Annotated in this window: 26 protein-coding genes; 8 read left to right on the plus strand and 18 right to left on the minus strand. The window is 64.8% G+C overall.

The window, feature by feature from the left end:
- Nucleotides 1–59: 59 nt before the first annotated feature.
- The 8 genes from B5M41_RS03900 to B5M41_RS03935 all read right to left on the minus strand — a co-directional run bounded on the left by B5M41_RS03900 (nucleotide 60) and on the right by B5M41_RS03935 (nucleotide 8,528).
- The gene (locus tag B5M41_RS03900; RefSeq protein ID WP_134652230.1) at nucleotides 60–1,091 is read right to left on the minus strand and encodes an ABC transporter permease; all 1,032 of its coding nucleotides are present in this window, start codon (nucleotides 1,089–1,091) and stop codon (nucleotides 60–62) included.
- Entirely contained in the window at nucleotides 1,091–2,614 is a 1,524-nt protein-coding gene (locus tag B5M41_RS03905) for a sugar ABC transporter ATP-binding protein (RefSeq protein WP_134652232.1), read from the minus strand. The genes B5M41_RS03900 and B5M41_RS03905 overlap by 1 nt, the downstream gene beginning before the upstream one ends.
- 227 nt (nucleotides 2,615–2,841) lie before the next feature.
- A complete protein-coding gene (locus tag B5M41_RS03910) occupies nucleotides 2,842–3,564 on the minus strand; it encodes an ABC transporter ATP-binding protein (RefSeq protein ID WP_134652234.1) in 723 nt (240 codons plus the stop codon).
- A 1-nt stretch (nucleotide 3,565) separates the two neighbouring features.
- Complete coding sequence (locus tag B5M41_RS03915) at nucleotides 3,566–4,327, minus strand: ABC transporter ATP-binding protein (protein ID WP_134652236.1); 762 nt, start codon at nucleotides 4,325–4,327, stop codon at nucleotides 3,566–3,568.
- Nucleotides 4,328–4,329: 2 nt separating this feature from the next.
- Complete coding sequence (locus tag B5M41_RS03920) at nucleotides 4,330–5,304, minus strand: branched-chain amino acid ABC transporter permease (protein ID WP_134652238.1); 975 nt, start codon at nucleotides 5,302–5,304, stop codon at nucleotides 4,330–4,332.
- Nucleotides 5,301–6,179: a branched-chain amino acid ABC transporter permease gene (locus B5M41_RS03925; protein ID WP_134652240.1), complete on the minus strand. Its 879-nt coding sequence runs from the start codon at nucleotides 6,177–6,179 to the stop codon at nucleotides 5,301–5,303. The genes B5M41_RS03920 and B5M41_RS03925 overlap by 4 nt, the downstream gene beginning before the upstream one ends.
- A gap of 95 nt (nucleotides 6,180–6,274) precedes the next feature.
- Complete coding sequence (locus B5M41_RS03930) at nucleotides 6,275–7,402, minus strand: ABC transporter substrate-binding protein (protein WP_134652242.1); 1,128 nt, start codon at nucleotides 7,400–7,402, stop codon at nucleotides 6,275–6,277.
- 226 nt (nucleotides 7,403–7,628) lie between these two features.
- Nucleotides 7,629–8,528 (minus strand): NAD-dependent epimerase/dehydratase family protein, encoded by a 900-nt coding sequence (locus B5M41_RS03935; RefSeq protein WP_167719436.1) that lies wholly within the window; start codon nucleotides 8,526–8,528, stop codon nucleotides 7,629–7,631.
- A gap of 199 nt (nucleotides 8,529–8,727) precedes the next feature.
- Here B5M41_RS03935 and B5M41_RS03940 point away from each other — a divergent pair, with 199 nt between their 5' ends.
- The gene (locus B5M41_RS03940) at nucleotides 8,728–9,786 is read left to right on the plus strand and encodes a Gfo/Idh/MocA family protein (RefSeq protein WP_134652246.1); all 1,059 of its coding nucleotides are present in this window, start codon (nucleotides 8,728–8,730) and stop codon (nucleotides 9,784–9,786) included.
- 30 nt (nucleotides 9,787–9,816) lie between these two features.
- Here the strand turns inward: B5M41_RS03940 and B5M41_RS03945 are convergent, their stop codons facing one another.
- Nucleotides 9,817–11,721: a bifunctional sugar phosphate isomerase/epimerase/4-hydroxyphenylpyruvate dioxygenase family protein gene (locus B5M41_RS03945; protein WP_134652264.1), complete on the minus strand. Its 1,905-nt coding sequence runs from the start codon at nucleotides 11,719–11,721 to the stop codon at nucleotides 9,817–9,819.
- A gap of 113 nt (nucleotides 11,722–11,834) precedes the next feature.
- On the opposite strand from B5M41_RS03945, the gene B5M41_RS03950 reads away from it, so the two are divergent.
- Nucleotides 11,835–12,515: a TetR/AcrR family transcriptional regulator gene (locus B5M41_RS03950; RefSeq protein WP_134652266.1), complete on the plus strand. Its 681-nt coding sequence runs from the start codon at nucleotides 11,835–11,837 to the stop codon at nucleotides 12,513–12,515.
- A gap of 6 nt (nucleotides 12,516–12,521) precedes the next feature.
- Here B5M41_RS03950 and B5M41_RS03955 read toward each other — a convergent pair whose 3' ends face one another.
- From B5M41_RS03955 to pcaD, 5 genes are read right to left on the minus strand one after another with little or no spacing between them, the layout of a single operon-like run.
- The gene (locus tag B5M41_RS03955) at nucleotides 12,522–13,589 is read right to left on the minus strand and encodes a 3-carboxy-cis,cis-muconate cycloisomerase (protein WP_134652248.1); all 1,068 of its coding nucleotides are present in this window, start codon (nucleotides 13,587–13,589) and stop codon (nucleotides 12,522–12,524) included.
- 2 nt (nucleotides 13,590–13,591) lie between these two features.
- Nucleotides 13,592–14,212 carry a protocatechuate 3,4-dioxygenase subunit alpha gene (gene pcaG, locus B5M41_RS03960; RefSeq protein ID WP_134652250.1) on the minus strand — a complete coding sequence of 207 codons (621 nt, stop codon included), beginning with the start codon at nucleotides 14,210–14,212 and terminating at the stop codon, nucleotides 13,592–13,594.
- A 1-nt stretch (nucleotide 14,213) separates the two neighbouring features.
- Nucleotides 14,214–14,954 carry a protocatechuate 3,4-dioxygenase subunit beta gene (gene pcaH / locus B5M41_RS03965; protein ID WP_134652252.1) on the minus strand — a complete coding sequence of 247 codons (741 nt, stop codon included), beginning with the start codon at nucleotides 14,952–14,954 and terminating at the stop codon, nucleotides 14,214–14,216.
- A complete protein-coding gene (gene pcaC / locus B5M41_RS03970; protein ID WP_134652254.1) occupies nucleotides 14,951–15,370 on the minus strand; it encodes a 4-carboxymuconolactone decarboxylase in 420 nt (139 codons plus the stop codon). Before pcaC ends, pcaH begins: the two co-directional genes overlap by 4 nt.
- Nucleotides 15,367–16,170, minus strand: a complete 804-nt coding sequence (gene pcaD, locus B5M41_RS03975) for a 3-oxoadipate enol-lactonase (RefSeq protein WP_134652256.1) — start codon at nucleotides 16,168–16,170, stop codon at nucleotides 15,367–15,369. The genes pcaC and pcaD overlap by 4 nt, the downstream gene beginning before the upstream one ends.
- Nucleotides 16,171–16,256: 86 nt before the next feature.
- Between pcaD and pcaQ the strand changes: the two genes are divergently transcribed.
- The 6 genes from pcaQ to B5M41_RS04005 all read left to right on the plus strand — a co-directional run bounded on the left by pcaQ (nucleotide 16,257) and on the right by B5M41_RS04005 (nucleotide 23,211).
- Complete coding sequence (gene pcaQ / locus B5M41_RS03980; protein WP_134652258.1) at nucleotides 16,257–17,195, plus strand: pca operon transcription factor PcaQ; 939 nt, start codon at nucleotides 16,257–16,259, stop codon at nucleotides 17,193–17,195.
- Nucleotides 17,196–17,296: 101 nt separating this feature from the next.
- Nucleotides 17,297–18,088 (plus strand): shikimate dehydrogenase family protein, encoded by a 792-nt coding sequence (locus B5M41_RS03985; RefSeq protein WP_134652260.1) that lies wholly within the window; start codon nucleotides 17,297–17,299, stop codon nucleotides 18,086–18,088.
- A gap of 7 nt (nucleotides 18,089–18,095) precedes the next feature.
- Complete coding sequence (locus B5M41_RS03990; protein ID WP_230639988.1) at nucleotides 18,096–18,908, plus strand: sugar phosphate isomerase/epimerase family protein; 813 nt, start codon at nucleotides 18,096–18,098, stop codon at nucleotides 18,906–18,908.
- Between the two features lie 230 nt (nucleotides 18,909–19,138).
- Nucleotides 19,139–20,887, plus strand: a complete 1,749-nt coding sequence (locus tag B5M41_RS03995) for an FAD-dependent oxidoreductase (protein ID WP_134646255.1) — start codon at nucleotides 19,139–19,141, stop codon at nucleotides 20,885–20,887.
- Nucleotides 20,865–22,613, plus strand: coding sequence for an FAD-binding protein (locus B5M41_RS04000; protein ID WP_134646221.1), 1,749 nt, complete (start codon nucleotides 20,865–20,867; stop codon nucleotides 22,611–22,613). The genes B5M41_RS03995 and B5M41_RS04000 overlap by 23 nt, the downstream gene beginning before the upstream one ends.
- Complete coding sequence (locus B5M41_RS04005; protein WP_134646219.1) at nucleotides 22,600–23,211, plus strand: NIPSNAP family protein; 612 nt, start codon at nucleotides 22,600–22,602, stop codon at nucleotides 23,209–23,211. Before B5M41_RS04000 ends, B5M41_RS04005 begins: the two co-directional genes overlap by 14 nt.
- A 58-nt stretch (nucleotides 23,212–23,269) precedes the next feature.
- Here the strand turns inward: B5M41_RS04005 and B5M41_RS04010 are convergent, their stop codons facing one another.
- The 4 genes from B5M41_RS04010 to B5M41_RS04025 all read right to left on the minus strand — a co-directional run bounded on the left by B5M41_RS04010 (nucleotide 23,270) and on the right by B5M41_RS04025 (nucleotide 26,819).
- On the minus strand, nucleotides 23,270–24,064 hold the full coding sequence (locus B5M41_RS04010) for an IclR family transcriptional regulator (RefSeq protein ID WP_134646217.1): 795 nt from the start codon (nucleotides 24,062–24,064) through the stop codon (nucleotides 23,270–23,272).
- Nucleotides 24,065–24,206: 142 nt separating this feature from the next.
- The gene (pcaF, locus tag B5M41_RS04015; RefSeq protein WP_134646215.1) at nucleotides 24,207–25,412 is read right to left on the minus strand and encodes a 3-oxoadipyl-CoA thiolase; all 1,206 of its coding nucleotides are present in this window, start codon (nucleotides 25,410–25,412) and stop codon (nucleotides 24,207–24,209) included.
- A 13-nt stretch (nucleotides 25,413–25,425) separates the two neighbouring features.
- The gene (locus tag B5M41_RS04020; protein ID WP_134646213.1) at nucleotides 25,426–26,115 is read right to left on the minus strand and encodes a CoA transferase subunit B; all 690 of its coding nucleotides are present in this window, start codon (nucleotides 26,113–26,115) and stop codon (nucleotides 25,426–25,428) included.
- A complete protein-coding gene (locus B5M41_RS04025) occupies nucleotides 26,112–26,819 on the minus strand; it encodes a 3-oxoacid CoA-transferase subunit A (protein ID WP_134646211.1) in 708 nt (235 codons plus the stop codon). The genes B5M41_RS04020 and B5M41_RS04025 overlap by 4 nt, the downstream gene beginning before the upstream one ends.
- Nucleotides 26,820–26,844 lie beyond the last annotated feature (25 nt).

Consider the following 26,844-nt stretch of genomic DNA (forward strand, 5'->3'; position numbering starts at 1 on the left):
GTTTCTCCGATTTTGATGCCCGTCTGGGCTGATGTTGAGATGTCAGTGCGGTTGTCGTTTCAGTTTCGGCGATGCGACAGGCTGAAGGTGAGCGCGAGGGCACCGATCAGCACGAGGCCTTTCACGAAGTCCTGGATGTAATAGGGGGCGTTGAGCATGGTCAGGCCGTTGAGAAGCACGCCCACGAAGACGGCGCCGACGACCGTGCCGAAGACATTGGGCCTGTTGGCGCCAAGCACCGCATAGCCGATAAGGCAGGCTGCGACGGCGTCGAGCATCAGGGAGTTACCGGCGCTGACATCGCCGCGGCCGAGGCGGGCGGCAAGCAGGATGCCGCCGAGGGCCGCAAGAACGGACGAGACGATATAGGCGGTGAAGCGGTAGGTCTTCGTCGGCGCGCCCGCCAGGTGGGCTGCGGTCGGTGAGCCGCCGACGGCATAGAAGACGCGTCCCCAGCGCGTTCTTTCCATGATGAACCAGAAGACCAGCGCGACGACACCAAGCACGATCACCGGAACCGGCACCACACCGCCGACCCTGTAGCGCCCGAGCGCCAGGAAGAATTCGGTGAAGGACCCCGTTGCGGCGCTGCCGTCGAGCAGCGCCATGCCGGGAGCGACGGAGCGCCCGCCCGTCGGGATGAGCTGGGCGCCGGCAAGCAGGAACAGCGTGCCGAGTGTCGCCAGCAGATCCGGAACGCGCAGGATGACGATGAGCAGCCCGTTGAAAAGGCCGACCAGCACGCCGATCAGCAGCGTGCCGGCGATCGCCTCGAAGGCGGAGCCGTTGAGCACGATGAGAATATAGGCCGCGGCCATCTGGCTGAGGGCCGCCAGCGCGCCGACGGAGAGATCGAAGCCGCCGATGGCGCAGCTTACCGTGACGCCGATGCCGAGCAGCGCCACGATCGCGACAGCCTGAAGGATGCTGAAGATGTTGGCGACCCTGAGGAACGCCGGCTCGTTCAGCTGGAAGATGATCATCATGGCTGCGAGCAGGACGAAGATGCCCGACTTTATGACGATTGTCTGCCAGGGCCAGCCGGGTGCCGCGCCGGTATGGTCGGGAGAGGACGATGCTGTGATGGACATTAGACTGTTTCCAACTGCGGCTCCGCCGCCGGGGATGATGCACGGATGGCGGTCTCGGCGGCCGTATCGGCCTGGATTACGCCGTTTTCGATGGTCAGGATGCGGTCACCGACTTCCAGCGCCTCTTCGTAGTCGCTGACGAAGACGATCGTCGCGCGTCCGGCGCTGCTTGTCCTGATGGCGCGAATGATGTCGTCGCGCGCGCCGACATCGACGCCCTGGAAGGGTTCATCGAGCAGCAGGAGTCGTGCGGGCTCCGCCTGCCAGCGCGCGAGCACCACCTTCTGCTGGTTGCCGCCGGACAGTGCCGTAAGCGGTACGTCGCGCGACCGTGCCTTGATGCCGAAGGTGGCGATGGCATCGTCGGCAACCCTGCCTTCCTGCCGGATGGGGAGCAGGCCGAAGGCGCGCCAACGGCGCAGAAACGGAAAGCTGATCGTGCCCGCAACCGAGGCGAAGGGCACGGTGGAGGGAAAGAACGATGTCCGCCACCGATCTTCCCCGGCATAAAAGACGCCCGAGGCGATCGACTGGGCGGGTCCGGAAGGCCGCCACGGCTGGTCTTCCAACCACATTTGCCCCTCTGCAAGAGGCCACAGCCCGAAGATCGCGCCGGCAAGCGCGCTCTTGCCGGACCCGAGCGGGCCGGTGACGGCGATGATCTCGCCGGCGCCGACATCGAGGTCGAAGCTGGCTTCGCGCTTTCTCAGACGGGCATTCCTGATCCGGAAAATCGGCGGTCCGTCGCTCGTTGCTCGTGGCCGCGCCGCCGGCAGGTCGTGACCGATCATGGCGCGAATGGCCGCGTTGATCTCGACAGGGCGTTCGAAGCTCGCCGAAATGCGGCCGTCCCGCAGGACGACGACACGGTCGGCAAGCCGGCGTATATCGGCGATCTTGTGGGATACATAGATGATGGCGACACCGCTTGCCCGCAGCCCTTCGATAACGCGGAAGAGCTTTTCCGTTTCGCCTGCGGAAAGGCTGGCGGTCGGTTCGTCGAACAGCATGACGGTCGGGCGATGGCTGACGGCACGCGCTATCGCGATCAGTTGCTGGTCGGCCAGCGACACGTCGGCGAGCTGCGCATCGAGGTCGATGTCCAGGCCGATCCGTTCGGCGCGCTCCTGCGCGCGGCGGCGCACATTGGCGGGCGTGGCCACCAGCGGGCCCGCGCCGGTGCAGAAGAGATCCAGCAGCAGGTTTTCCGCGACGCTGAGCGTCGGGACACCGACGTCGGCGATGGATTGGTGAACGGCGACGATGCCGCGTTCCTGCGCCTGTGCGGGAGATGCGATATCGACGGAGCGGCCCTCGATTTCGATCGCGCCGGAATCCGCCCGCTGAATGCCGCAGAGGATTTTGATCAGCGTCGACTTGCCTGCGCCATTGGCGCCCATCAACGCGACGATTTCCCCGGCATGCACATCCAGATCGACAGAACTCAGCGCTCGGGTCGGGCCGTAGGACTTGTTGACCGAGCGCAACCGCAAAGCGGGCGGGACAGGCCGCGATGCCGTCATTCTCGAACTCCTTTCAGGGCATATAGACTTTAGTCAAACCTAAAAGGACTGCGCAGCCGGGATAAGAAACAATCTACTAATTTTATATATAATAGTGATTTTAGCTTGCGCGTATCGCGGGGTTCGCTCGTTTCCCGTCACAAATTGCGAAGCGCCCGTGCCGAAATCAGAAGGCCCGGCAGGGTGATCCTGCCGGGCCTTTCACGCGTCGCGCCTGCGGAGGAGCGTCAGGCGGCGTCCTCGATGTGGCCGCCGAGGAAAAGCTGGCCCACCCGAGGATCCTTCAAAAGCGCATCGGCCTTGTCGAACATGCGTGTCTGGCCGAGTTCGAGCACGAGGCCGTAGTCGGACATCGCGAGCGCCGCCTTGGCGTTCTGCTCGACCATGAGGATGGTCACGCCCTGGTCCCGCAGGCGGATGAGCGTCTGGAACACCTCCTGCACGAGATTGGGCGACAGGCCGATGGAGGGCTCGTCGATCAGGATCAGCTTGGGGTCGAGCAGCAGGGCGCGGGCGATTTCCAGCTGCTTCTGCTGGCCGCCGGACAGCTCGATGGCCTTCTGGTCCTTGCGCTCGCGCAACATCGGGAACTGGTCCATGACCTCTTCCATGCGGCGCCTCACCTTGGTCTGGTCTTTCGACGTTATCCCGCCGAGCTCGAGATTGTGCAGGACGGAGAGCTGCGGCACGACGTTGCGGCCCTGCGGCACGTAGGTGACGCCGCGGGCGATCATTTCGGCCGGCGACTTGCGGGTGACGGTCTCGCCGTCGAGCAGGATTTCGCCGGACTGGATGTTGAGAAGCCCGAAAATCGCCTTGAATACGGTGGACTTGCCCGCCCCGTTGGGGCCGATCACCGTGGTGATCGACGCCTTGGGGATAGAGAAGGAGGTGCCGTTGAGGATGGTGATCCGGCCGTAACCGCCGGTGATGGTCTTCAGCTCCAGCATGTCAGCCTCCGAGATAAGCGTCGATGACCATCTGGTTCGACCGGATCTCGTCCGGGCTCCCCTCGGCGATGATCTCGCCCTGCGCCAGCACGATGATGCGCGTGCACAGCGACATCACGAACTCCATGTTGTGTTCGATGACGACGAAGGTCGTGCCGTGTTCGCGGTTATAGGTGATCAGCCGTTCCTTGAGGTGGCCGAGCATGGTGAGGTTCACGCCGCCAGCCGGCTCGTCGAGAAGGACGATGCCAGGCCCGGCCATGAAGGCCATGGCGGCGTCGACGAGCTTCTGCTGGCCGTAGGACAGCGAACCCGCCTCTGTATCGCGGTAAGGCGTCAGACGGAAGAACTCGATCAACTGCTCGGCTTTTTCCGTGAGCCCCGCATCCGATTTGCCGAAGAGGCGCGAGAGCATCGAGCCCTCATGTTCCTGCCCGGCAAGGATGACATTGTCGAGCACCGACATTTTCGGGAAGACCGAAAGCTGCTGAAAGGTGCGCCCGACGCCCATCAGGGAAAGGTCTGCGGGGCGCACCCCGTCCGTCGACCGCCCTTCGATCTCGCAATGGCCTTCCGTTGGGCGCAGCTGGCCGAGGATGCAGTTGAACAGCGTCGACTTGCCGGAGCCGTTGGGGCCGATCAGGCCGAGGATCTCGCCGCGTTGGACGTCGAAACTCACGCCGTTGACCGCGCGGATGCCGCCGAACTGCTTGGAAATGTTGCGGACCGAAAGGATGGGGCCGTCGTGTTGCCTGGTGTGCATGTTCACAGCTGGACTCCCTGTTTCAGATCGCGACGGGCTTCATGTTTCGGCTTCAGCTTCTCGTACAGCTTCTGTCCGAGGCCGATCAGGCCGTTCGGCGAATAGACCATGAGAACGATCACGAGGAAGGCGTAGATGATGAGGTAGTAGCCCTCGGTGAAGCGCAACACTTCCGGCAGCAGGATGACCACCGCGGCGCCCAGCATGGGCCCGAAGAAAAAGCCTGCGCCACCGACGACGACCATAAGCAGCAGCTTCAGCGAATGCATGAGGGCGAAGCTCGACGGTTCGATGAACTGCACCAGCGGCGACTGGAGCGCGCCGGCGAGACCGCCGAAGGCCGAGCCGATGGCGAAGGCGAGCAGCGTTTGGCGGCGCACCTTGAGGCCGAGGCTTTCGGCGCGGATCGGGTTCTCGCGCAAGGCCTTGAAGGCGCGCCCCCAGGGCGAGCGCAGGATCCACCACATCGAGAAGGCGGCAATCAGGAAGCAGACCAGCGAGAAGTAGTAGAAGGCGAGGTTGCTGTCCGTCGAGAAGCCGAAGAAGGATGGGCGCTCCATGCCGCTGAGGCCGAAGGAGCCGCCGGTAATGTCTTCCTCGTTGCGCAGCACGAGAAACAGCAAGGTGTTGAAGGCGAGCGTGACGAAGGCGAGGAAGTGATGCTGGACGCGCAGGGCCGGGTAACCGAGCAAGAGGCCGACGGCAAAGCTGGAGAGAATTGAGGCGATGACCGCCACGCCCCAGTGCATGCCGGCAAGCGTCATCAGCGCGGTGATATAGGCGCCGATGCCCATGAAGCCGGCCTGCGCCAGGCTGACCTGGCCGGCATAGCCGAGCGTGAGGTTCAGGCCCATGGCGGCGATGGAAAACAGGAGCCACGAGCAAAGCGTGTAGACGATGTAGTTGCCCTGGCCGATGGGCGCCAGGATGAGGGCCGCGACGCCGGCAAGCAGAAGAAGGGGGCGAAGACGGGTCATACGGTTCTCCCTTCCGGAGTGCCGAGCAGGCCCTGCGGGCGCAGCAGAATGATGACGATGAGCAGGATGAGCGGCATGGCCGAGCGATACTGGGCGGAGATGTAGACGGCCGAGAGATTGTCGATGACGCCGATCAGCAGCCCGCCGACGAGAGCGCCGCGGATCTGGTTGAAGCCGCCGACGATGGCCGCGATGAAGGCGACGAGGCCGAGCGTTTCGCCGTTCGAGAACTTCGCCAGATAGATCGGCGAGATGAGGACCGAGGCGATAGTGGCGAGCGTTGCGTTGATCAGGAATGTGTAGAGCACCATGCGCTTGACGTTGACGCCGAGGATTTCGGCGACGGCCGGATTCTGCGCGCTCGCCTGCATGCAGCGGCCCGTGCGGGTGCGGCTGAGGAAGAGCTGGAGGCCGCCGATGGCGAGCATGGAGACGACGAGATTGCCGATATCCTGCACGGAAACGCTGGCGCCTGCGATGTGGTAGACATCCTGCGGGAAGATGGCGGGGAAGGGCTGGGCGGTCGCGCCGTAGAATTCCTTCACGCTCTCCTTCATCAGAAGGCCGAGCGCGATCGTGGCGATGACCAGCGGCAGCGTGCCATGCGGCAGCATGGGCTCGACGATCAGCCGCTTGAAGGCGACGCCGAGGATGAGGAGCGACAGCACCAGCGCGAGGATGACGGATGTCCACATCGGCAGGCCGAGCATGGTCATGCCGATGAGGACGAAGAAGGCCGGCAGCATGACGAATTCGCCCTGGGCGAAGTTGATCGTCTGCGACGCCTGCCAGAGCAGCGTGAAGCCGACGGCGGCAAGCGCGTAGATGGAACCTGCGGCGAGGCCGGAGATCAGGATTTGGAGAAGCTCGGCCATGATGAAGTCCTCAAGGGCTGGTGGTCGGCTTGGCGATGTTGGGATAGGTATGCCGGCGGCGGAATGCGCCGCCGGCCAGGAACCAGTCGGGGCGGTCAGTTCGGGGGCAGGATGGCCTCAACCACCTGCTTGCCGTTCTCGACCTTCACGAAGAAGCTCTCGCGCGACATTTCACCGGTTTCGTCCCAGCTCACATCCATGAGGACGCCGGGATATTCGGCAGCCTTGAGGGTCAGGCCATGCATTTTTTCGGCGATGGCCTTGCTGTCCGGCGAGCCGACCATTTCGGTGACGTATTTCAGCGTCCAGGCGGCGGTGTAGCCCTTGATGGCGTTGTGATCCGGCGTGTACTTGAACTTGGTCTTGAAGCGCTCGACCATGTCCTTCAGGGCTGGCACATCCGCATCCGGCGTCAGGCCGACATGGCCCATGGCGCCGTTTGCGGCATCGCCGGCAAGCTCGATCACCTTGTGGCCGATCAGGGTGGTTTCGCCGATCAGCGGCTTTTCGATACCCTGCTTGCGGGCCTCGCGCAGGAAGCGCGCGCTTTCCTCCTCGGTGTAATAGACGAAGAAGGCATCGGCACCGGAGTTCTTCAGTTTCAGCACGTCGGCGGAGAAATCGGCCTGGGCCTGTTCGGAGGGAACGTCCACGACGATCTCGAGGCCGGCCTTGGCCGCTTCGTCGATGAAGGCCTGATGACCGCCCTTGCCGAACTCGGTGTTGGCCCAGGCGACGCCGACCTTCTTCACACCCATTTTCTCGACCATGTACTTCACCATCTTCGGCACGCCCTTCTGGGAGCCGAAGGCGGTACGGAAGATGTAGGGATTGCCCTTGGCGGTGATGGAGGGCGCCTCGGAGCCGGTGAACTGCGGAATGCCATATTGCTTGGCGACGATCATGTTCACGACGGTCGATGACGAGAAGACGGTGCCCATGATGGCGTAGACTTCGTCATCGATCGCCTTCTGGACCATGGCGCGGGAAACCTGCGGATCGGTCTGGCTGTCATATTCGATGACGCTGACCGGCTCCTTGAGGATGCCGCCCTCTGCATTGATTTCCTCGAAGCCCATTTTCACGCCATCGCGGAAATTCGTGCCGGCGGCAGCGCCGGGGCCGGACAGCTCGACGATCGAGCCGACCTTGAGATCTGCGAGCGCGGGTGCAGCACCAAGCGCCAGCACCATTGCCGTTGCGGAAAGCAGTTTCTTGATCATCGTGTTCCTCCCTTGAATGATCATATGCCGAAAATCCGAAAGCGCACCCGAATGGTTCGTTTTCGAAACGCAGTCTCCAGGTCTCCTCCCCGGCAGGCCGCGATTTGCCTATTCTTGCCCCACCTCGCTCCATATCTGGGCACGACGGTTCGTCTTGTCCGACAGGCGGTCGTCTTGATGATTGACAAGACCATGCCATCGGTGGCGGGGAAATGGACGATGGGGATTAAACATTGGACGATTCCACGGCCGCTGCGCCCGTCAGCTCGGCCAGCGACAGGCGGATGCCGGTCTTGATATCGGTGATCGGCTGAGCGCCGAGCGCGGGCGGAACCGGGTCCGAAGCGAGGTCGGCGGGGATACGCAATGGCGGCCCGTCGATGGTGATGTCGGACCAGCCCGACTGCTGCGACAGTTCGGTCACGAAGTCGTGCATTTCGGCGGTATCGCCGGCCATCGTGAGTGCGGTCGCGCCCGTCAGCGGCGCGGTCATCGCCGCGGCGAGCAGGCGGGCGACGTCATCGACGAAGACGAACCCGACGCGGCCGGAAAAGCGGATTTGCGCCGGTTTGCGGTGCGCAGCCGCGGCAAGAGCGATAGACGGACCGGCGGCGATGCCTGTGCTGATGCCCGGCCCGTAGACGATGTAGGGACGCAGGCCCAGGCTCGGCACGCCATGGTCGAGGTGGAAGGCACGGGCCGCGCCTTCTACCGCAAGCTTGGTCGCACCGTAGATGGTCATGGGCTTCGGATGGATGGCGTCTTCCGGACCGAAAACGCCGGCCGTCGATAGATAGGCGACCGGCAGGCGGCGGGCCTTTGCCGCCTCGAAGACGTTGAGGCTGCCGATGAGATTGACGCGTGCACCGAGCACCGGGTCGCGGGCGCAGTCCACGGTCATCAGCCCCGCGAGATGGACAATTCCATCACAGCCGTGCGCTGCCTCGATAACGGATGCGGTGTCCGTTATATCGCCCGCGACGATCTCCGCATCGAGCCCCGGCGGGAGCCGTTCGGGGCGGGGCGCAAGGTCGAAGACCCGCACGGAATGGCCAGCGGCGGCGAGCGCAGCCGCCGCGCGCAGCCCGACGAAGCCGGTGCCGCCGGTGACGAGAACGCGGCTCACGCCCATATTCCGCCGGTTCGGACGCGGCGCGGCCGGGGCTCTTCTGCTGGTTCAAACTGCTGCATGCGGCCTCCTCCTCCGGCAAACGCGTTTCGATCTGTCTTGATCATTGCAAAAAATGGAATGACGTTCAATATTAAACTTGAATTCCAATTTATTTTTGTTCTGCTACGTTTCCACCGTAGTCAGGGAGGACTTTATGACAGAAAAGATCGCCGTCGCGGTTATCGGTGCGGGCGTCATCGGCAAGACGCATATCGATACGCTGGCCCGCATGGACGGCGTGCAGCTTTCGGCCCTTGTCGATCCGGCACCCGCGGGGCGTGCGCTTGCCGCGGCGAATGGCGTGCCATGCCTGCCCGATGTGACCGCGCTCATCGATTCCGGACTTGCGCAGGCGGCGATCGTTGCGACGCCGAACGAAACGCATCTGCCGGTATCCGAGGCGCTGATGAAAGCCGGCATCCCGGTCCTGCTGGAAAAGCCCGTTGCCGAGAGCCTTGCCTCCGCGCTGCGGCTTATCACTGTTGCCGAGGAAACCGGCGTGCCGCTTCTCATCGGCCATCACCGCCGTCACAACCCGATCATCCGCGCCGCCCATGCCGCAATCCATGCCGGCCGGATCGGCGATCTCGTCATGGCGACCATCACCTGTGCGCTGGCGAAGCCCGCCTCCTATTTTGACGCGGGATGGCGGCGCGCGCCGGGCGTTGGAGGGCCGCTTCTCATCAACCTCGTTCACGAAATCGACCTGATGCGCCATTTCTTCGGCGAGATCGCCACCGTGCAAGCGATTTCCAGCAACGCGCGGCGCGGCTTTGCGGTCGAGGATACGGCAGCGGTGGCGCTGACCTTCAAGCGCGGCGGGCTTGCCACGCTGTGCATTTCCGATGCGGCGACCGGTCCCTGGGCCTGGGACCTCACCGCGGGCGAAAACCTTGTGCGCTTCCCGGCCCATCCGGTCAGCGCTCATCACTATGCCGGCAGCCGTGCGGGGCTTTCCCTGCCCGACCTGACCCTGTGGGAGCCCGACGGCGAACCGGACTGGACGCGAAAGCTCAAGCCGTCCGTCCTGACGGTTGCGGCGGAAGACCCCTACGAGGCGCAGATCGCGCATTTCGCCACGCTGGTCCGCGATGGCGGCGCGCCGCTCGTCTCCGCGCGTGACGCGACCGCAAACCTCATCGTTCTCGATGCGATCCGTGCGGCTGCGGAAAGCGGACGGACGGTCGCGGTCGATCTCTCCGCGCTTGGCTGACGCAGCCGTGGCGTCCGGGCCGCGCATCGCTCAGCTCTTCGGCATGCCTTCGGGGCGCAGGAGGCGCCGTTGGGCGGCGATGCGGAACGGCGCGTTCATCGCGCCGTAGCCGGCATAGGCGCCGCGCCGCTCGACGATCTCGAAGAAGAAGCCTTCGCCGAAGGTGCGGCTGTAGATCTGGAAATACTCGCCGTTGTCGTCGCGGTCGTAGAGGATGCTTGCCGCCCGAAGCGCGTCGGAAAATTCCGGCTCGAGGCCGAAGCGGGCTTCGAGATCGTCATAGTAGTTGCGTGAAATCGGCAGCGCCTGGAAACCACGGGCTTCGAGTTGCTTTGCCGTTGCGAAAATGTCGTTGGTCGCCAGCGCGATGTGCTGGATACTCGTGCCGAAGCCTTCCGCCAGGAACTTGCCGGCAAAGGTCTTGCGGCTGTCGGCGCCGTTCATGGTCAGCCGGAACGCCGGCTCGGGAACGCTCTCGATGGCCTGGCTGCGCACGAGGCCGCCCGGATCGACCACATCGACCATCGGCGTGCGACGCGTCGAGAAGATCGACGTATAGAAGAGAAGCCAGGTCAGCATTTCGTCATAGCGCGTCGTCTGCGCCAGATGGTCGATGCGGGTGAGGCCGGCGCTCACGGCGGTGTCGGATTGCGTGTCGACCGCAATGAACTCGTTGTCCCAGATGCCTGAGAGCGCAGGTGTATCGTCGAGGAAATAGACCACACCGTTGCCGACGCCCTGGATGGCGGGCACGGCGGCCTCGCCGGGCTGGCGCGGTTCGGCGAAGGTGGGCGCACCCAGTGCGGCCGCACGCTTCAGCGCATCCGCGGCATTCTCCACCTTGATCCCGAAGGCATAGGCATTGGTGCCGTGCACGGAATAGGAGGCGCTGGCGAAGCTGTCACTGTCCGTATCGGTATTGATCACGATCCGGATGTCACCCTGCGTGTAGAGGTCCACGTCGCGGTTACGGTGACGGGCCGAGCAGGAAAAGCCGAGCGTGGAGAGCAGGGCGGCGAGATCGTCCTTGTCCTCCGCCGCCGTCGTGAACTCGACGAACTCGACACCTTGCGCGTGAATGCGGTCGGGCATGTCGGGTGCCGTGATGGCGATGTCGGGCTCCAGCCGCCGGACCTGATCCATGATGTAGACGAGCGAACGATGGCCGTCCTCGGCAAGCGCGCGCGCCGAGCCGCCGCGGAACTGGTCGTTGAAGATTTCGAGCGAGAGCGGGCCGGTATAGCCGGTGGCGGCGACGGCGCGCATGAAGTCGACGACCGGAAGGTCGCCTTCGCCCGGCATGTTGCGGAAGTGGCGGCTCCAGTAGAGCAGGTCCATGTCGAACAGCGGCGCGTCGGCCAGCTGCACGATGAAGATCTTGTCGCCGGGGATCGAGCGGATCGAGTTGGGATCGATCTTGCGCGAAAGGGTGTGGAAACTGTCGAGGATGATGCCGACATTGGCATGATCGGCCCGGCGCACCACTTCCCATGCGTCGCGGTGGTCGCTGACATGGCGGCCCCAGGCCAGCGCTTCATAGCCGACGCGCACGCCGTGGCGCGCGGCGAGGTCGCCAAGCTCGTGGAAGTCCGCCGCGGCGCGGTCGATGCCGCCCAACGAGATCGGCGAGACGTTCGAGCAGATCAGGATGAGATCGGTGCCGAGCTCGCCCATGATATCGAACTTGCGCTGGGCGCGGTCGAAGGCGCGGGCACGGTGCGGCTCCGGCATGCCCTCGAAATCGCGGAAGGGTTGGAACAGCGTGATGTCGAGCCCGTGATCGGCCGCCATCCGCGCCACTTCGCGCGGCGAGGCGTCATAGGTCAGGAAATCGTTCTCGAAGATCTCGACGCCCGTGAAGCCGGCCTTCGCGATGGCCGCCAGCTTTTCGGGAAATTCGCCGCTGATGGAGACAGTGGCGATCGAGGTCTTCATTGCCACGCGAGCCTTGGCTGTGTCGACGGGGGCCATATTGCCTTCCTTTCGGGCGTTATGTACGATTCAGTTAATAATGTGACATGCGCCGGCTTGGCCGGCAATGGATGACGATGAAACAGGGTGCCGCGACGACCGAAAACAAACAGGCCCGGCAGGCCAAGCGGGATCCTGAAGGCGTGCGTCGCGATATTCTTGCGGTTGCGATGGAGGAATTCTCGCAGAACGGCCTCTCCGGTGCGCGCATCGACGAGATCGCGGCACGCACGCGCACATCCAAGCGCATGATCTACTATTACTTCGGCGACAAGGAAGGCCTGTACCAGCGCGTTCTGGAAGAGGCCTACGCAAAGGTGCGCGACGGTGAGAGCGAGCTTGAGCTGGAAGGGCTCGATCCTGTCGCGGCGCTGGTGAAGCTCTGTCGCTATACCTTCGACCACCATCGCTGCAATCCGTCCTTCATCCGCATGGTGATGATCGAGAACATCCATCATGGCCGGCACATGCAGCTTTCGGAAAACATCCGGGGGCTGAACCGCCTGGCGATCGAGGCGCTGGAAGCCGTGCTGAAGCGCGGGCAGGAGGCCGGCCTGTTCCGCGAAGGGCTCGATCCGCTGGAACTGCACTGGCAGATCAGCGCGCTGTCGTTCTTCAACGTGTCGAATGCCGCCACCTTTTCCTTCCTCTTCGGCGACGCGCTCTTTACACCTGACGGCCAGGAGACGCTATCCGGCCATGTCGCCGATATGGTGCTGCGCTACGTCCGGGTAGAGCATGGTCGTCCTGGCGCCTAAGCCGCCTCATCCATCATGCGTTTCGCGTCCCAGCCGCTCGATCTGGCCGAGAAGGCGGATGGCTGTCGAAAGTGCGACGCCCGTCGTCGTGACCATCTGCGGCAGCACGAGCCATTCCAGCGTCCAGGCCGCGCCGGACCGTTCCTGTTCGTGCACAAGCGACTGATGCATGGCGGAAAGCTGCACGGCGTTGAAGCGCGCGAGCGAGACAAGAAGTTCGGCCGCAACCGGGTTTTGCTTGTGCGGCATGGCGGAGGAACCGCCGCCGCCGGACAGGCGGATCTCGCCACCGACTTCTGCCAGCAGTGCCACATCCTGCCCGAATTTTCCGAGGCTTCCCGAGATGAGCGAGAGGATGCCGGCGAGCTCCGCCAATCCGTCGCGCTGGCTATGCCATTGCGGCCGGTCGGCAAGGTCGAGCCTGCGGGCGAGAGCCGTCCTCACATCCGCACCCTTGTCGCCGAGCTTTTCCAGGGTGCCGGCGGCCCCGCCGAACTGTACGGCAAAGCCTTCGGCGCTGAAATGCGCCAGCCGCCGTGCGGAGCGATCAAGCGGCGCGCGCCAGCTTTGAACCCGGTCGGCGACGGCGATGGGAATGGCCGCCTGCATGCGGGTGTGGCCCATCAGGGCGTTTTCGCCGTCGCGCGCCTGAAGGGCGTCGAAGCCAGCGATTGCGGATGCCAGCCTCCCTGCGAGAACGCCTGTTGCGGCCTTCAGCCGGAGCATCAGGCTGGTATCGATGACGTCCTGGCTTGTCGCGCCGAAATGGACGTTTTCGGACGCCGCGCCGCCGACCGTCCGGCGCAACTGCCGAACGAACTCCGGGACGACGACGCCATCACTCGCCACCCCGTTTGCCAGAGTATCCATGTCGGGCGCGAATTCCGACAGAGCGGAGGCGATGGACGCCGCCGCATCCCCGGGAATGACGCCGTGCTCCGCCTCGGCGTGTGCCAGCGCCGTCTCGAAACGCAGCATGGCGGCGATATCGGCCGCGGCCGAAAAGAGCGGCACGATCTCGGCGTCGCCCATCAGGCCGGAGAGGAAGGGGTGCTCGAACGGGGTAAGGCTCATCTTCAGATGTCGAAGAACACGGTTTCGCCTTCACCCTGCAGCCGGATGTCGAAACGGTAGGTGTTGTCGCCTTCCTTCTTCGCGATCAGCGTCGGGACGCGGTCCTTGTGCTCGATGCGGGCGAGAACCGGATCCTCTGCATTGGCCGCTTCGTCCTCGGGGAAGTACATGCGGGTATGCAGGCCGATATTGATGCCGCGCGCGACGATCCAGAAGGTGATGTGCGGCGCCATCCAGCGCCCGTCCTTGAAGGGCACGCGGCCGGGCTTGATCGTCTCGAACACGAACTCGCCGGTATCCATGTCGCCGGGCGAACGGCCCCAGCCGAGGAAATTCGGATCCGCTTCGCCGCGCGTTTCGCTCGGGCTGTTGTAGAAGCCGGCATCGTCCGCCTGCCAGATTTCGACCAGTGCGTCCCTCAGCGCATAACCGCCGCCGTCATAGACGGTGCCGCGAATGGTGACGCGGGTTCCGCGCGTCTCGTCGTTATAGAGTGCGCCGGAACCGAGATCCCTGTCGAAGATGCCGTGAATACCGACGAAGTTCGGCGTGCAGCCGATATGGACATAGGGGCCTGCGGTCTGCGAGGCGCTTTCCTTGATATAGCCGAGCGGTTGAACCATGTCAGTTTCCCTCCGGGCGGTTCTCGAAGAAGGTGGAACGGCGGCCTCGCAGCACGATGTCGAACTTGTAGGCGCGCATGTCCATGGGAATGGTCGCGTTCATGTCGAGCGGGGCGACGAGACGGCGGATCGCGTCCTCGTCCGGGACCGTCTTGACGATGGGACAACGCCAGATCAGCGGGTCGCCCTCGAAATACATCTGCGTGATCAGGCGCTGCTGGAAGCCGTGGCCGAAGATCGAGAAGTGGATATGCGCCGGGCGCCAGTCGTTGACGCCGTTCGGCCAGGGATAGGGGCCGGGCTGGATCGTCTTGAACCAGTAGTAACCGGTCTCGTCCGTGATGGTGCGTCCGACGCCGCCGAAATTCGGATCGACCGCGGCCAGGTAGGTTTCCTTCTTGTGGCGGTAGCGACCGCCGGCATTGGCCTGCCAGAACTCGACCAGGGCGCCCGGAACGCCTGCGCCACGCTCGTCCAGCACGCGGCCGTGCACGAGGATACGCGGGCCGATCGGCATTTCGCCGGGCTTGGCATAGTTCAGGATAAGGTCGTTATCGAGCGGATTGAGCATGCCGTGGCCGAAGACCGGCCCGGTGATTTCGCTCTTCGTGCCCTCAAGCGAAATCAGCGCGCGCTGCGGGGAACGCAGGATGGAGGTCTTGTACCAGGGCGTGTAGGCCGGCGGGTGGATGTCGCGGTCCCGTGCGAAGAAAGGCCCTGTCTCGGGCGGCCGGTTGCTCATTTCACTCCCTCCTTCTCGGTGTTTTCGGCGCGCATGCCGGCAAGCGTCTGCTTGGCGATCTTGAAGGCATGGTTGGCCGCCGGCACGCCGGCATAGATCGCGACATGCATCAGTGCCTCGCGAATGTCTTCCTCCGTGGCGCCGGTATTGGCGGTGGCGCGCACATGCATGGCCACTTCCTCATCCTGCCCGAGTGCGGCCAGAAGCGCGATCGTGACCATCGAGCGCTCGCGCTTGGTCCACTGGCTGCCCGACCAGACGGTGCCCCAGGCGGCTTCGGTGATCAACGTCTGGAACGGCTGGTCGAAGGGCGTCGCATTGGCGCTTGCGCGGTCCACATGCGCATCGCCCAGCACGGCGCGCCGGGTCGCCATGCCCTCGGTGTAGCGTTCGGAGGGCTGTGCGGGTTCGGTCATGCTCGATGCTCCGGCAGGGATGTCAGAAAGGTGCGGACGGCGGCGCTGTAGGCGGCCGGCTGCTCGATACAGGGAATATGGCCGCAGTCGGGAATTTCGACAAAGGCGCTGCCGTCAATCAGGCCGGCAAGCGATCTGACCAGGTCAGGCGGGGTGGAGCCGTCCTGATCACCCACGACGCACAGGGCCGGCACGGCAATCCGTCCGGCGGCCTCGGTATAGTCGGCATCGCGAATGGCCGCGCAGGTTCCGCAATAGCCGTCGACGGGCTGGCGGGCGAGCATGGTGCGGCAGCCGGCATAAAGCGCGTTGTCGGCCGTGCGGAACGGCGGCGTGAACCAGCGTTCCATGATCGGGTCGATCATGCCGCCAAGGCCGTTGGCCAGAATGGTGTCGATACGCGTGTTCCACATATCGGGTGTGCCGATCTTGTGGGCGGTGTTGGACAGGACCAGCGCCTCTACGATCCCGGGGCGCTTGTCATGCACCGCCTGCGCGATGAGGCCACCGACGGAAAGGCCCCAGACGATCGCCTTTTCGACCTTCAGGTGGTCGAGAAGGATGATGAGGTCGTCCGCATGGTCGTCGATCGAATAGGGCGGCGTGCCGGTGCCGGAAAGCCCGTGGCCGCGCTTGTCGTGCAGCACATAGCCGTAATCATCGCCCAGCGCCTCCATGACCGCATCCCAGATGCGGAAATCGGTGCCGAGCGAGTTGATGAAGGCGATGGCGGGCTTGCCCTGCGCGATGCCTGCGGTGCGATAGTGGATCGCGGCATCGCCGACGTGCAGAAACTTCATGATGGCGCTCCTCTTGATCCGGGTGTAGCAATTGTAAAACGGTTAAGTAAAATGAGATTTTCGACGATAAATATAACCTGAGAGTTATGGTTTCACCAATCGACCCCCGGATCAAGTTTCGGCATCTGCAAGCCTTTCTGGAGGTGGCGCGTCAAAAAAGCGTCAACCGCGCGGCGGAACTGCTGCATGTCAGCCAGCCTGCGGTGACGAAGACGATCCGCGAACTGGAGGGCATTCTAGGCGTTGCACTCTTCGAGCGCGACGGGCGCGGCACCCGGACCACGCGCTACGGCGAGGTTTTCATGCGCCATGCGGGCGCGACCTTGACGGCGCTTCGCCAGGCGGTGGATTCCGTTTCGCAGGAGGCTGCGCTGTCCGGTCCTCCCGTGCGGATTGGTGCACTGCCGACGGTCTCCGCCCGCATCATGCCGCAGGCGATGAACCGTTTCCTTGCCGGGGGGACCGTCGGTCCGGTCAAGATCGTGACGGGTGAGAACGCCGTCCTCCTCGAGCAATTGCGGGTCGGCGATCTCGATCTCGTCGTCGGCCGGCTTGCCGCGCCGGAGAAGATGACCGGTTTCTCCTTCGAACATCTCTATTCGGAGCGGGTGCTGTTCGTCACGCGCACCGGCCACCCGCTCCTCGATGCCCGTGCCAACGCCTTCGACCGGCTTGGCGCCTATCCGGTGCTGATGCCGACGCGCAACTCCGTCATTCGCCCGATCGTCGAACAGTTCATGATCGCGCACGGCATCCCTGCGCCGCCCGTCCAGATCGAGACGGTGTCGGATGCCTTCGGCCGCGCCTATCTGCGCATGAGCGATGCGGTCTGGATCATTTCGGAAGGCGTGGTGGCGGGCGATATCGCCGATGGCGTGCTCGCGGCACTGCCGCTGGAGACGGTGGAAACGCGCGGTCCGGTCGGGTTGACGATGCGCGCGGACACGCCGCCGTCGCTTCCGCTCTCCCTGCTGATGCAGGCGATCCGCACCGTTGCTGCCGAGATGGCGGCGAAGGGCACGTAGCGCCACGGGCGCTGTTCGCAGAAGCGACGATTCCCTCTGGACCTGACAATATTGGATGTGTATTCCATAATAGAATATCATTCAGTTTTATGGGAGGGATCATGAATCTGGAACTCGACGGCGCATCGCGCCTCCATTTCGTGATCGGTGATCCGATCGCGCAGGTGAAGTCGCCGGCGGGGGTCAGCGAGATGCTACAGGCGCGCGGACACAACGCGCTGTGCATTCCGGGCCACGTCGCGCCACAGGACCTCGATGTGTTCTGGGCGGGGTTGAAGACGCTCAAGAACCTCGATGGCGTGATCGTGACCGTGCCGCACAAGATTTCCGCCGTGCATATGGTCGACCGGCTGTCGGAGCGTGCCGCGTTCCTCGGCGCCGTCAATACGCTCCGGCGCACGCAAACCGGCTGGGAAGGCGACATGTTCGACGGCATCGGGCACGTCTCCGCGCTGCGGAAGGCCGGTTGCGTGCTTGAAGGAAAACGCGCCATTCTGGCCGGCGCGGGCGGTGCTGGCAGCGCCATCGGGCATGCGCTGGTGCTGGCGGGCGTCTCAGAGCTTGCCATCCATGAAATGGACGATACCAGGCGCACCGCGCTCATCGCGCGCCTCTCCTCGCTCGGCATGGCGAAGGTATTCGCCGGCAGTGCCGATCCGACCGGCTTCGATGTGGTCGTCAATGCGACGCCGTCGGGCATGAAGGACGGCGATCCGCTGCCCTTCGATGGCGAGAAGCTGACGCCCGACATGTTCATCGGCGAGGTCATCACCAAGCCGGCGGTCTCGCCGCTGGTCGCGCGTGCGCGGTCTATGGGCTGCCGCGCGATTACCGGCGTCGACATGTTCGTCGAAGTCCGCGACCTGATGGTCGATTATCTGAGCGCGAGGTGAGGCCACCATGGAAAGACAGTATGCACTCGCCTTCCTGACAATACCGGACGTCGCACCCGCCGAGGCGATCCGCATCGCGGCCGAGACGGGATATTCAAGCGTCGGCCTGCGGCTGCTTCCGGCCGCTGCGAGCGGGGAGGCGGCCTATCCCGTCCTGACCGACAAGGCCGTGCTGGCCGAAGCCCGCGCCGCGCTGGCCGACACCGGCATGCGGGTTGGCGACGTCGAGATCGTACGGCTGAAGCCGGAAACGAAGGCGACGGACTTCATACCCTTCCTGGATTGTGCGGCCGCGCTCGGAGCGGCCAACATTCTGGTCGCGGGCGACGACACGGATCATGCGCGCCTCGCGCAGACCTTCGCATCCTTTGCCGAGCTTGCGGCGGGTTACGGCATGACCGCCGATCTCGAATTCATGCCCTGGACCGGCGTGCGAAATGCCGCCGAGGCCGTGGCGGTCGTCAAGGCGGCTGGCCAGGCGAATGGCGGCGTGCTGGCCGATGCCCTGCATTGGGATCGCACCGGCGGGCGTGTCGAAGATCTCGCGCTCATCCCGCCGGAGACCATCCACTATTTTCAACTCTGTGACGCTCCGGCCGAATACGACCCGAGCGACGCCGGGCTCATCGAAATCGCACGCGGCGGCCGCCTGCTGCCGGGACAGGGCGGCATCGATCTTCAGGCTTTTATCAAGGCACTGCCCGAGACGGTGCCCGTCAGCATCGAGATTGCGAATGCCGGTTTCAATTCCAGCCTGTCGCCACGCACACGCGCGGTGCAGGCACTCGCTGCCGGCAAGGCCGTCATTGCCCAACTATAATTTGGAATGAAATTATTATTTTGAATGTAATTCCATTTTGTGTATAGCTGGTTGCTGAAGGCGCCGAGGCGCGTGAACGACGGCCAGCGACACCTTCCGGACAAATCAGGACGCCGCCGCCCCGCAGGGGGTGGTGTGCAGCCACGCCTTCGGAGGAGGCAGGGATGAAGGCAATGGACGCGCGGTCCGATGATGACGGGCGTGCCGATAAGGCCGCGCCACGCGCCAAGATGTCACGCCATGCGCAATGCGATGTGCTGGTGATCGGCTCCGGTGCGGGCGGTCTTTCCGCTGCCGTGGCCGCCGCGCATCACGGCCTGGATGTGATCGTCGCCGAGAAGACGGAGACTTTCGGGGGAACGACCGCCTTCTCCGGCGGTTGGCTTTGGGTGCCAAACGCGCCGCATGCCGTTGCAGCCGGCAAGGGCGAGGGTCCGGAAGGGCCGCGGACCTACCTGCGCCACATCCTCGGCAACCGATACGATGCCGGCATGATCGACGCCTATCTCGAGGCTGCGCCGCGCATGCTGGATTTCTTCGAGAAGAACACGGCCGTGCACTTCCTGCCGGGCAGCGCCATGCCGGATTTCCACGGCAATCTGCCCGGCGCCGCCAAGGGGTGGCGCTCCGTCGTCGCTGCGCCCTATGACGGGCGGGCGCTGGGCGGGCTCGCCGGGCGTCTGCGCCAACCCATTCCGGAGACCACGCTGCTCGGCATGGGCATCGGCTCGGGCGTGGACATGCGCATGTTCCTGACGGCGACCCGATCGTTTCGGGCCTTCGCCTATGCGACGGGCCGCGTGCTCAAGCATGCGCGCGATCTGGCCTTTCATCGCCGTGCCATGCAGCTCGTCAACGGCAATGCGCTGGTCGGCCGGCTCCTGCGGTCCGCCGCCGACCGGCGGGTCCGGCTGTGGCCGAATGCCGGGGCCCATGACCTGCTTCGTGACGGTTCCCATGTGACCGGGGCCGTTCTGAAAACGGCCGATGGCCCCGTCCATGTCGTGGCCAAGCGCGGTGTCGTTCTGGCGACGGGCGGTTTTCCGAACGATGCCGATCGCCTCCAGGCGCTTCTGCCGCACGTGCAGGACGGCACGCCGCACTATTCGGCCGCACCCGTCACCAATAGCGGCGATGGTTTGCGGCTCGCGGAAAGCGCGGGCGGCCGCGTGTCGCGTACCATGACCGATGCGGCCGCCTATGCGCCCGTCTCGCTGGTGCCGCGGCCCGATGGCAGCCTGGGACGCTTCCCGCATCTTGTCGAACGCGGCAAACCCGGCATCATCGCGGTCATGGCGTCCGGCCGGCGTTTTGCCGACGAGGGCGGGCCCTACCACGACTATGTCCGTGAGATGATCGCCGCCACGGTACCGGGAACGCCGGCCGTCTCGTGGCTGGTCTGCGATCGGCATTTTCTGCGCCGCTACGGCCTGGGGGCCGTGAAGCCCGCTCCGGTTCCGTTCGGCCGTTGGCTGCGCAACGGCTATCTCATCGAGGCGCCGACCATCGCGGAACTCGCGAAACGCTGCGGGATCGATCCGGCCGGGCTTGCCGCGACCGTCGAGGCTTTCAACCGCAACGCGGCGCGAGGGGAAGATCCCGAGTTTCATCGCGGGACGACGCCGTACCAGCGGGCGCAGGGCGACCCCGATCATCGTCCTAATCCCTGTCTCGCGCCCGTCGTCAAGGCGCCGTTCTATGCCGTGAAGATCGTGCCCGGCAGCCTCGGCACCTTCGCCGGCATCGAAACGGATGCAAAGGCGCGCGTGCTGGACGGGGCAGGGCGGCCGGTGCCGGGGCTCTATGCAGCCGGCAACGACATGAACAGCATCATGGGCGGCCATTATCCAAGCGGCGGCATCACCCTCGGGCCGGCCATGACATTCGGTTTCCTGGCCGCCGAGACCATTGCCGCGGGCGATGCGGCGCACGAGGCAAGGCATGAAGGAGAGCAGGATGCCGTCCAATCGCAATCCTGACGGTCTGGAGGAGGTCGATCTTCTCGTCTGCGGCGCCGGGGCCGGCGGCATGACGGCCGCTCTCGTCGCACGGCTGGAAGGGCTGGATGTCGTCCTCGCGGAGAAGACCGCGCAGGTCGGCGGCACGACCTCGACATCCGGCGGCACGACATGGGTGCCCGGTACGCATCTTTCCGAGCTTGCCGGTGTACCCGACAGTGTGGACGACGCGCGGGCCTTCCTGGAGTCCGTCGTCGCAAATCGTGGCGGCGCGCGGCTGCGCGAAGCCTTCCTCACATCCGGCCGCGCGGCAATCGAGGAGCTCGACCGCAGGACCGACGTGAAATTTGCCGCCGCGGCGGCCCACCCCGATTATCTCGACGGTCCCGGTGCCGCTTATGGCGGCCGGGCGCTTGGCCCGATCAATTTCGACGGCCGTCTGCTCAGCCGGGAGGATTTCGAGCGCGTGCGTCCGCCGCGCGGCGAATTCCTGGGGCTGGGCGGCATGATGGTGGGACGTGCCGAGGTCGGCGCGCTGCTAGCGCCCTTCGCATCCATCGCCAATCTTCGTACCACCATCGCCATCGTCGGCGGCTACATGCTCGACCGGCTGCGCTATAGGCGCGGCACGCGGCTGCTCATGGGGAATGCGCTTGTGGCCCGGCTGCTGTTCAGCCTCCGCAAGGCGAAGGTTCCGATCCTGTTCGAGACGGGCGTGAAAGAGCTGATCGTCGAGGACGGACGCGTCGTCGGCGCGGTTCTGGAGGGAGCCTCGGGCCCGCGCCGCATTCGCGCGCGCAAAGGGGTAGTGCTGGCCACCGGCGGCGTGTGCTGGAACAAGGCCCTCCGCGCGCGGCTGTTTCCGCAGGGGACGCGCGATTATGCGCTCGGCCCGGTCACGAATACCGGCGACGGCGCCGATGTAGCGATGGCCATCGGCGCGCGCTTCGAGGATGGCGGCGACAGCCCCGCCCTCTGGATGCCCTGCTCGTCCTATCGCCGGCCTGATGGAACGCTGGCCGTCTGGCCGCATATCATCCTCGATCGCGCCAAGCCCGGACTGTTCGCCGTCGATGGCAAGGGCCGGCGCTTCGTCAACGAGGCCAATTCCTATCATGACTTCGCCCTGGGCCAGATCGCCACGGGCGCCGTTCCGGCGCATCTCGTCTGTGACGCAGCGTTCATGCGCCGCTACGGCATGGGCATGATCCTGCCCGGCGCCAGGAACCTCAGAGCGATGGTGAAGGCCGGTTATGTCATCGAGGCGAAAACGCTCACGGAGCTTGCCGGCAAGATCCAGTGCGACCCCGCGGCGTTGGCCGCCACTGTCGAAAGCTACAACCGCGCTGCCGCCTCGGGTGTCGATGAAGACTTCGGGCGTGGATCGAGCGTCGTGAACCGCTTCAATGGCGACGCGGCGTCGGGCGGCAAGAATCCCTGCCTCGGCCCGGTGGGCGCAGGACCCTATTACGCCATGGCGGTGCGTCCGGCCGATCTCGCCTCCAGTGCAGGCCTTTCGGGCGACGAATTCGGCCGCGTGCTCGATGGGGACGGCGAGCCGATCACCGGACTCTATGCCTGCGGCAACGATCTCGCCTCGATCTTCCGGGGCACCTATCCCGGCCCGGGCACGACGCTCGGCCCGGCCCTGGTTTTCGGCTGGCGTGTGGCCAAGCACGCCGCCGGCACGCTGGCCGACAGTGCCGGCGCAATGACGGATGAAAGGAAACAGAATGCAACGCTATGAAATCGCGACACTCTCGACCACCATGGGCGCTGCGGCCAAGGCCGCGACGGCCATCGAAGCCTTTGCCGGTGAGGGCAACGGCAGGCTGCTCGGCATCTTCTATGCCGATATCGGCGTGCTCAACCGCGTGCTCGTCCTGCGCGGCTTCGATACGGTGGCGGATTACGACGGAGAGCGCGAGCGCACCCTCAGGGCATCCAACCCGTTCAGTTCCGCCGAATGGCTGACGGGGCTCACGCTGGAAGGATACGCGCCCTTTCCGTTCCTGCCGCCGGTCGAGACCGGTCGCTTCGGCCCGGCCTACGAGTTCCGCACCTATGTCCTGAAGACCGGTGGCCTGGAGCCGACGATCCGGGCGTGGGAAGCGGCGGTGCCGGCGCGCACCGAACTGTCGAAACTGACGATCTGCATGTACGGCATCGACGGTAAGCCGCGCATGACACACATCTGGCCCTTCGCCTCGGTCAACGAGCGCGGGCAGGTGCGTGCGGATTCCGTTACGCAGGGTGTGTGGCCGCCAAAGGGCGGACCGGAGTGGCTGACGACGGACATGCAGTCCACCATAGCCTTCCCGACGGCAAACTCGCCGCTGAAATAAGGATCTGATACCAATAAAAGCGCCCCTTCCGGATGGAGGGGGCGTTTTCGTTGCGGCGTCAGGTCCGCTTGTGCAGTCCGGGGAAGTAGCGCGAGCCGGTGGCGGACATGCCGATTTCGCGTGCGGCCTGTTCGAGATGCGGCGCCAGCTCTTTCATGCGCTCCGGCGTCATGCGCACGGCGGGACCGGCGATCGACAGGCAGCTGATCACCCGGTCGTTGCCGAAGACCGGCACGGCCATGGCCGCCATGCCGACGATATAGCTGTCGATCGATACCGCGTAGCCGCGTTTGCGGGTTTCGGCGAGAACGGTCAGCAGCTCCGCGATCGTCTTCGGTGCGCCCGGTCCTGTGGGCTTGGAGGAATCGATCAGCCCCTGTCGCGAAACCCTTTCCAGCGCTTCCTCGTCGCTCATCGCCGACAGCCAGGCCTGCCCACCCGCGCTGGAGGCGAGATGCACCACCACGCCCTGTTCCTGGCCCGGGTCATAGCGCAGGCCGCCTGTCGCACCCTGCGCCACAGCCACCCAGATGAGGTCGTCGCCGTCGATCACGGAAAGACGAATGAGTTCGCCGCTGGCCTGGGCGAGCCGGTCGAGAATGGGCTGCGCGACATCGCCGACGCCGCTCCTGCCCAGGAAGCCCACACCGAGGGCTGCGAGTTTCATGGTCAGCGCATAATCGCCCTGATCCTGCACCTGGCGGACATAGCCGAGCCGTATCAGCTCGTTGAGCGTGCGGTGCACCCCGCTTGCAGGCTGGTTTACCTTGCCTGCGATGGCGGAAACAGAAAGCCCGCCCGGCTTGGCAGCCAAAAGCTCTATGATGTTCAGGGATTTTTCAAGCGTGCTCATGCGCGTTCCAATATGGATTGTTATTCCATTTTGACCTTGCGCGCTGTGCAGTCAAGGTCTTTCCTCACGGAAAGCAGGTACGAAAAGACCGCACGCGGAAACCGCGTGCGGCGATCAATGGAACGGACATGAAAACGGGTCGTCAGACCCTTTCGAGGGCGATGGCAATGCCCTGGCCGACGCCGATGCACATCGTCGCCAGCGCCTTCGACTTTCCGGTAAGCGAGAGTTCGAGAGCGGCCGTGCCGGCAATGCGCGCGCCGGACATGCCGAGCGGGTGCCCCAGCGCAATCGCTCCGCCGTTCGGGTTGGCGCGCGGATCGTCATCGGCGATCCCGAGCTGGCGGAGCGTTGCAAGGCCCTGGGAGGCAAAGGCTTCGTTGAGTTCGATGACGTCGAGATCGCCCGCCTTCCAGTTGATGCGGTTCAGCAGCTTCTGCGAGGCCGGGGCCGGGCCGATGCCCATGATGCGGGGCGGAACACCCGCCGTCGCGCCGCCGACGATACGGGCGATCGGGGTGAGGCCGTATTTCTTCGCGGCCGCCGCCGAGGCGATGATGAGGGCGGCTGCGCCGTCATTGACGCCGGAGGCATTGCCGGCGGTCACGGTCGCGCCGTCCATGCGGTTCACCGGCTTCAGCTTGGAGAGCGCCTCCAGGCTGGTGGCGCGCGGATGTTCGTCCTGCGCCACGGTCAGCGGATCCCCCTTCTTCTGGGGAATGCTGACGGGCACGATTTCCCTGTCGAGACGGCCGTTGGCCTGTGCGGCGGCCGCCTTTTCCTGACTGCGGACGGCGAAGGCGTCCTGATCCTCGCGCGAGACCTTGTAGTCGATGGCGACATTGTCGCCGGTCTCCGGCATGGAATCGACGCCATAGAGCGCCTTCATGACAGGATTGACGAAGCGCCAGCCAATGGTCGTGTCATGGATCTCGGCCTTGCGGGAAAAGGCGCTATCGGCCTTGGGCATGACGAAGGGGGCCCGGCTCATGCTTTCCACGCCGCCGGCGATCATCAGATCGGCTTCTCCGGCCTTGATCGCACGCGCGGCGATGATGACCGCATCCATGCCCGAGCCGCACAGGCGGTTGACGGTCGTGCCGGTCACCGAGACCGGCAGGCCCGCCAGAAGCAGCGACATGCGCGCGACGTTACGGTTGTCCTCGCCCGCCTGGTTGGCGCAGCCGAAAATCACGTCGTCGACGGCTTCCCAGTCGACGGACGTGTTGCGTTCCTGCAGGGCCTTGAGCGGGAGGGCGCCGAGATCGTCGGCGCGCACGGAGGACAGCGCACCGCCGAAACGGCCGATGGGGGTGCGGATGTAATCGCAGATGAAGACGTCGGTCATGATCTAGATATCCTCACAGTTCCGGGGCGACGAGGTCGGCGACGGGGCCATCGGTGTGCAGCTTTGCGCCGGTCTTGGCCTGGAGATCCTCAAAGGAGAGGCCCGGCAGCTTTTCGCGCAGCACGAAGCGGCCGTCCACGATGTCGATCACGGCGAGGCTGGTATAGACGCGCGTGATGCAGCCGACGCCGGTCAGCGGGAAGGTGCAGGCTTCCACCAGCTTGGGCTTGCCGTCCTTGGTGACGTGTTCGGTGATGACGAAGACCTGCTTTGCGCCGTGCACGAGGTCCATGGCGCCGCCGACGGCGGGCACGCCCTTGGAGCCGACGCGCCAGTTGGCGAGGTCACCGTTCTGGGCGACCTGGTAGGCGCCGAGAATGGCGACGTCGAGATGGCCGCCGCGCACCATGGCGAAACTGTCGGCGTGATGGAAGAAGGCGGCGCCGGGCTTCAGCGTCACGGCCTTCTTGCCTGCATTGATCAGGTCCCAGTCCTCTTCACCCTCGGCCGGCGGCTCGCCGAAATCGAGGATGCCGTTCTCCGTGTGGAAAATGGCCTGCCGGCCGGGCGGCTGGTAGCGCGCGACCATTTCGGGAAAGCCGATGCCGAGATTGACATAGGCGCCGTCGCGAATGTCCTGCGCCGCGCGCCAGGCGATCTGGGCGTTGGAAAGCTTGAGGTCTTCGGTGGTTTCGACGGTCATGCGTAGACGGCTCCCGACCGGATGAGGACTTCTTCCTGTTGCGGATTGGCGATTTCGACGACGCCGTCGACGAAGATGCTCGGTGTCACCACATGCTCCGGGTCGATGCCGCCGAGCGGAACGATCTTCGAGACCTGCGCAATGGTCTTGGCCGCGGCCATGCACATGAGCGGATTGAAATTGCGCGCGGCCTTGTTGTAGGTGAGGTTGCCGTGGATGTCGCCGACATGCGCCTTGACGATGGCGAAGTCCGCCTTGAGCCAGCGCTCCTGCACATAGGCCCGGCCATCGAATTCGGCGATGACCTTGCCTTCGGCCAGTTCCGTCCCGTAGCCCGTTGGCGTGTAGAAGGCGGGAATGCCTGCGCCGCCGGCGCGGATGCGCTCTGCGAGCGTGCCTTGCGGTACGAGCTCCAATTCCACCTTGCCGGCGAGATAGGCTTCCGTGAAGGCACGAGGGTCAGACGAGCGCGGGAAGGAGCAGATCATCTTCTTCACCAGACCGGCATCGATCATCGCGGCAATGCCGATACGGCCGTTGCCCGCATTGTTGTTGATGACGGTCAGATCCTTCGGGCCCTTGTCGATCAGGGCGTGGATCAACTCGATCGGCGCGCCCGAGCCGCCGAAGCCGCCGATCATGACGGTTGCGCCATCGCCGATCCCGGCGACGGCCTCGGCCGCACTCGCAATTGTCTTGTCCATGTCTAAAACCTCCATGCGACGGCTG

The organism is Shinella sumterensis (assembly GCF_004514425.2).
Lineage (GTDB): Bacteria > Pseudomonadota > Alphaproteobacteria > Rhizobiales > Rhizobiaceae > Shinella > Shinella sumterensis.